General features: G+C 37.5%; 4 protein-coding genes and 1 other RNA gene. 2 read left to right on the top strand and 3 right to left on the bottom strand.

Translation table 11 applies throughout. From position 1 onward, the window contains the following. Both ACY65O_RS03125 and ACY65O_RS03120 read left to right on the top strand, forming a co-directional pair. Positions 1-576, top strand: a 576-nt coding sequence (locus ACY65O_RS03125) for a sterol desaturase family protein (protein ID WP_462219392.1), incomplete at its 5' end; no start/stop codon positions are given. A gap of 93 nt (positions 577-669) precedes the next feature. After that, entirely contained in the window at positions 670-1,074 is a 405-nt protein-coding gene (locus tag ACY65O_RS03120; protein WP_462219391.1) for a hypothetical protein, read from the top strand. A gap of 126 nt (positions 1,075-1,200) precedes the next feature. Here the strand turns inward: ACY65O_RS03120 and fsa are convergent, their stop codons facing one another. The 3 genes from fsa to ACY65O_RS03105 form a co-directional block, all read right to left on the bottom strand. Next, positions 1,201-1,854, bottom strand: coding sequence for a fructose-6-phosphate aldolase (gene fsa, locus ACY65O_RS03115; protein WP_462219390.1), 654 nt, complete (start codon positions 1,852-1,854; stop codon positions 1,201-1,203). Between the two features lie 36 nt (positions 1,855-1,890). Further along, an RNA gene (ffs, locus tag ACY65O_RS03110) (signal recognition particle sRNA small type) lies at positions 1,891-1,989 on the bottom strand. A 117-nt stretch (positions 1,990-2,106) separates the two neighbouring features. After that, positions 2,107-3,166 (bottom strand): type IX secretion system plug protein (locus ACY65O_RS03105; RefSeq protein ID WP_462219389.1); only part of this gene is annotated, 1,060 nt, incomplete at its 5' end.

Below are 3,166 nucleotides of genomic sequence, written 5' to 3'. Positions count from 1 at the left end.
GCAAATTTTAGTATATCTATACAAAAGCAACCCATTTGGTTACAGGCTATCGAAATGCTTTTTATGAGTGATTTAATCATTTACTGGGGGCACAGGATACAGCATAAAGTTGATTTTTTATGGAGGTTCCATAAAGTGCATCATAGCACCGAGCATTTAGATTGGCTGGCTGCACACCGGGAGCATCCGCTTGATTCTATTTATACGATCGGGCTCATTAATCTTCCCGCTTTTATTATGGGCTTTCAATTAGAAACCCTGGCAGTTGTTGTAGCTTTTAGAGGAATTTGGGCAATCTATATTCATTCGAATGTAAGATTATCTATTGGGCCATTAAAATTATTGATAGGCTCACCCGAACTGCATCACTGGCACCACGATATTGAAAGGGATGCAGGAAATTATGCCAACATTTCTCCATTAATGGATAAATTATTTGGCACTTATACCTGCCCGCCACATGAGCCTGACAACTTTGGCATTAAAGAAAAATTTCCTGAAAATTATATGGGACAATTACTGAAACCAATGTTACCCAATGCTGTTTGGAAAAAAATTACAGCCATTAAAAAGTAGTTTCACTTCCTGTTAACCAATTTTAACAATTAATCTTTTCCACCTGCTGCAACGCTGGCATAATTTTTTACATCTTTGTACAAAACAAAACAGTTGTATAAAATTTTACCTGCTATTTTATTGCTTATTTCCTTTGCTGCAAAAGCACAGAAAATAGACAGTATTTATGTTAACCTATATACCGACAGTCTTAAAAAAGGCACTTACAATTATATTAATGTAGATGGGCTTATGAGCAATGGCAGGTATTGTCCGTTAGACAGCAGCAATATTTTATTTACATCATCTGCAGGTAAATTTATTGGGAATAGTTTAGTGCTTGATAAAGATTTTGTACCTGAAAAAGTTACCATAAAAGTGGTTTTAAAAACCAACCCCGCCTTAAACAAAGAATTTGTTTTATACATAAAGAAAAAACCCGATGATGAAAACTTAAAAACAACTGAACAGTTGTTGAATGATATGCAACCTCCCAAATCGAAGCGTAAAAAAGGGTAAATGTCTCGACGGTTTAAAACCGTGTGACATTTATTCAAAAACGTAAAATGCCCGGTTCTTCAAAAAAAGATTTACCGGGCATTTTTAATTAATCAGGTGTCATGACGGTTTCAAACCGTCTGACACCTATGCAAACTTCTTAGCATCTTCTAAAAACTGTGCTAAACCGCTATCTGTTAAAGGATGCTTTAATAATCCTAAAATAGAAACCAGCGGGCAAGTACAAACATCTGCTCCGGCTTCGGCACATTTAATAATATGATTGGGGTTGCGGATTGAGGCCGCTAAAATTTCTGTTTTATATCCCTGTATAGAAAATATCTGGCGCAACTGATGAATCAGATCCATGCCATCCCAACCGGTATCATCTACCCTGCCAATAAATGGCGACACGTAACTTGCGCCAGCTTTTGCTGCCAGTATTGCCTGGCCTGCTGAAAATATCAACGTACAGTTGGTTCTTATACCATTATCTGTAAACCATTTTATGGCTTTAATACCATCTTTAATCATGGGTACTTTTACCACAATGTTCGGGTGAATAGCAGCTAATTTTTTCCCTTCCTCTACAATGCCATCAAAATCTGTAGAAATAACTTCGGCACTAATATCACCATCCACCATTTCGCAAATAGTTTTGTAATGCGCCATTACAGCCTCGCTGCCTTTAATGCCTTCTTTAGCCATTAAACTGGGGTTGGTGGTAACACCATCTAAAATACCTAAATCGTTGTCTTCTTTAATTTGTGCCAGGTTGGCTGTATCAATAAAAAATTTCATTGGAGCTTGTATATATTATATGATAGTATAAATAAAAAATGGCAAGTTACTTACATCGCACCGCTCAACCATCTACCCTTGCTGCCTTCCGGCCCTGGGGGAGTTCAACAGGAGCTGGCCGTATAAGACTTGCCGCCGCAAATATACGGATACAGGTTGAAAGTTGAAGCTTGAATTAAAAAAAGCAAGTAAAAAATTGTGTAAAAAATCAAAGCATAATCTTTTACATTTCCCTTTCAGGGGATAGGGGCGTTAAAAACTTATACCCGGTTTATCCGTTCTCGAACTTATTCTTCCCACACCTATCAATTGATCAGAGCGGTCGGTAAAGGCTTTGTAATACATTAAAATAGTGTACGTGTTTTCTGTTTCCCAGTAATTGCCTTCCATATCTATTTTGTTTGCAGGGTTATTTTTATCAACTGCTATGTAAGTGTAATTATAATAACCCTGTTTTAAAAAAGCGGTTACTTCATACACCCCTTTTTCAGCATTAAAAACCATTTTAGTTTTATCATTAAAAGCATAATCTGTAAGCTGGCCGGCCAAATAAATATCTTTACCGGTTATGGGCTGTGCGTTGGCGGTAGCTAAGGTAAAATGCACTGTTGCAAAATCTCCCTGCCAGTAAGGGTTAATACTTTCGTAAGTTTCAATTAAAAACATGCCGTTAAGATCCCTGAAAGAAACATACCTTTCTCCACTCCTGTCTTTATCTCTTTTTACAAAAATATCGGTGGAAGTTTTTTTGTAATTGGCACTGTCCACCCTGTCGCTTTGCAATCTAAAACTCCTTAAATCGAGCCAGCGCCATTCTTTACCGGCAGCAAACACCAAATTATTTTCGTTACTGTATTCTAAAGCTGCGCCACGAACAAATGTTGGTGCAATATCTTTTAAAGAATTATCCCAGCGGTTATTTTGTAAAATAACCACCTTGACTTGTTGTGCTGCACTAAAAGTATTAACGCCTGTTATGTTTGCAGTAAACTGCACTTTTTGATGTGTAGTATAAAACTGCGGTGTGTATGGCTGCACAACTTTTGCAGCAATGGCCGCTTTTTGATCCAGTACTAACAGCCTTCTTGTAAAAGCCAATTGCGATGTATCGCCATTTAAAAAAACTTTCAGCAGGTAATTACCCGATAAAGTAATGGTGGTATTTCTGTCGGGTACTATGGCCTGGTAGTGTGTATATTTTGTAAATGCAATGGAAGAATAGCGGTTGGTGGTAATACGCTGTTGTGTAAATCCTTTAATGTACATAAACGGGCTGATGTCAACCGGCTTCCAGTTATAATCGCACAATTGA

The sequence above is a fragment of the Ferruginibacter sp. genome (assembly GCF_031430955.1).
GTDB lineage: Bacteria > Bacteroidota > Bacteroidia > Chitinophagales > Chitinophagaceae > Ferruginibacter.
The sequence above is the reverse complement of the archived record's forward strand: the minus strand, read 5'-3'. Positions and strand labels throughout refer to the sequence as shown.

Coding starts and splice junctions, on each gene's coding strand:
- fsa (WP_462219390.1), bottom strand. CDS start 1,854: ATGAAATTTTTTATTGATACAGCCAACCTGGCACAAATTAAAGAAGAC.